Source organism: Eubacterium sp. AF15-50 (genome assembly GCF_934835595.1).
Taxonomy (GTDB): Bacteria; Bacillota; Clostridia; order Lachnospirales; family Lachnospiraceae; genus Eubacterium_G; species Eubacterium_G segne.
On sequence record NZ_CAKVZL010000143.1, the window covers coordinates 1 to 2,467 of the forward strand.

A 2,467-nucleotide genomic window follows, 5' to 3' on the forward strand; every position below is an offset into this window, starting at 1 on the left:
GTATTGGAGAGGAATTAAAAATATATACTTATTTAAGTGTAAAGGAAGATGCCATGCAGCTGTATGGTTTTCTTTCAAAAGACGAACTTAATTTTTTTAAAATGCTTCTTGGAGTAAGTGGAGTAGGACCTAAGGGTGGACTTGCCATTATAACTGCATGTCCCGGTGATGCCCTAGCCATGTCCATTATATCAGGAGATGCCAAGGCTATTGCAAAAGCTCAGGGTATAGGAAACAAAACTGCTCAAAAGATTATTATTGAGCTTAAGGATAAAATTGATATGGATAGTGTAATCGGTGGAACAGACTATGAAGAAATTCCGGCAGCAAAGGGTGATTTTGATGATGCACTAGAAGCTCTTGTTTCTTTAGGATACTCCAAATCAGATGCATACAGTGCCATTAAAAAGGTGCCAAATGCTAAGAATATGGATGTGGAAGATTTACTGAAAAATGCACTTAAATATATTTTTTAATGAGGATTAAATATGGATAAAAGAATTATTCAAACAGAAATGGTTTCGGAAGACGCAGTTATAGAAAAAGGTCTGAGACCTCAGAAATTAGACCAGTATATTGGTCAGGAAAAAGCAAAAAATAACTTAAAAATTTTCATAGAAGCAGCAAAAACCAGAAATGAACCTTTAGACCATGTGTTACTTTATGGTCCTCCGGGACTGGGTAAGACCACCCTTTCCACTATTATTGCCAACGAAATGGGAGTAAATATTAAGGTAACCTCCGGCCCTGCCATTGAAAAGCCGGGAGAAATGGCTGCAATCCTTAATAACTTATCTGAAAATGATATTTTATTTATTGATGAAATCCACAGATTAAACAGACAGGTGGAAGAAGTTCTTTACCCGGCAATGGAAGATTATTCCATTGATATAATGATTGGGAAAGGACAGGCTGCCCGCTCCATAAGGCTTGATTTACCAAAATTTACATTAATCGGTGCCACAACAAGGGCAGGACTTCTTACTGCACCTTTAAGAGACAGATTTGGAGTTATTAATAAATTAGAATTTTATAATATATCAGAACTAAAAAAAATTATAATAAGATCCGCCGATATTTTAGGAGTGGAAATAGATGATAAAGGTGCCGAGGAAATGGCAAGGCGTTCCAGAGGAACTCCGAGACTTGCCAACCGCCTTTTAAAACGTGTCAGGGATTTTGCCCAGGTAAAATATGACGGCGTTATCACGGAAGATGTGGCAAACACCGCCCTTAATCTTTTAGAAGTGGACAAATTAGGTTTAGACAGAGGGGACAGAAGTATTTTAGATACCATTATTTCCAAATTTGCCGGAGGCCCTGTAGGTTTAGACACATTAGCGGCTGCCTTAGGGGAGGATTCAGGTACTCTAGAGGATGTTTACGAGCCTTACCTTATTCAAAATGGATTAATACAGCGTACACCAAGAGGTCGTATTGCAACCCCTACAGCCTATGAACATTTAGGTATTCCTTATGAGCAATAGGATTTATTACTTTTCCAAAAACCCATAACACCAAATACCTTTTGACCATAACAGTAATTTATGATATTATAATTGAAGTTTTAAGGTACAGTATTTATGTAGGTATTTTATACAGTTAGGAGAAAATTATGGCATCAAAGAATTATATAGATGTAATTATAGATGGAAAAATATACAATATCGGTGGTTTTGAAAGTGAAGCATATTTACAAAAGGTAGCTTCATACATAAACAATATGATTATGGAATTTAAGCAAAACGAAAACTACCGTATGCAGAAAATGGATATGCAGCGTATCTTACTTGAAATCAACATTGCCAATGATTACTTCAAGGCTAAAAAACAGGCTGATTTGTTAGAAAATGATTTGGAAATCAAAGAAAAAGAAGTTTATGATTTAAAGCACGAATTAATTGTCTCAGATTCAAAGGCAGAAGCTACTGAAAAAGAATTAAAAGAAGCTTTAGATAAAATCAAGGAACTTGAAAAAGAGATTGTAAGATTACAGACAGAATTAAAAAATTAATTAAAGGAATATAGCGATCAGGTTTAGCCTGGTCGTTTCTTGAAAGATGGTTTTGGAGAGTGACATGGATATTGAACTTTTAGCACCGGGTGGCTCCTATGAAAGTGTTATAGCTGCATTTAATGCAGGGGCGGATGCCGTATATACCGGTGGCGAAATGTTTGGTGCAAGAGCAAATGCTGATAATTTGACAACAGAGCAGCTAATTGATGCCATTAATTATGCACACATACATAATAGAAAGCTTTATTTAACTGTAAATACACTTTTGCGTGATGACGAAATTAACGAAAAACTCTATAATTATATTCTTCCATTATATGAAAATGGTTTAGATGCAGTAATTGTGCAGGATATGGGAGTTTTTAATTATATCAGAACACATTTTCCTGATTTACACATTCACGCCAGCACCCAGATGACCATCTTTGGCAAACGCACGGCACAGGAATT

At 35.9% G+C, this 2,467-nt stretch carries 4 protein-coding genes; all 4 read left to right on the top strand.

The genetic code is table 11. The features are described from left to right. The coding region (gene ruvA, locus Q5O73_RS10445; RefSeq protein WP_302669659.1) for a Holliday junction branch migration protein RuvA at positions 1 to 476 on the top strand (476 nt) is incomplete at its 5' end. Between the two features lie 12 nt (positions 477 to 488). Then, positions 489 to 1,487: a Holliday junction branch migration DNA helicase RuvB gene (gene ruvB, locus Q5O73_RS10450; protein ID WP_118588581.1), complete on the top strand. Its 999-nt coding sequence runs from the start codon at positions 489 to 491 to the stop codon at positions 1,485 to 1,487. A gap of 128 nt (positions 1,488 to 1,615) precedes the next feature. Further along, positions 1,616 to 2,014 carry a cell division protein ZapA gene (gene zapA, locus Q5O73_RS10455; protein ID WP_207721417.1) on the top strand — a complete coding sequence of 133 codons (399 nt, stop codon included), beginning with the start codon at positions 1,616 to 1,618 and terminating at the stop codon, positions 2,012 to 2,014. A 64-nt stretch (positions 2,015 to 2,078) separates the two neighbouring features. Next, the coding region (locus Q5O73_RS10460; RefSeq protein ID WP_302669660.1) for a peptidase U32 family protein at positions 2,079 to 2,467 on the top strand (389 nt) is incomplete at its 3' end.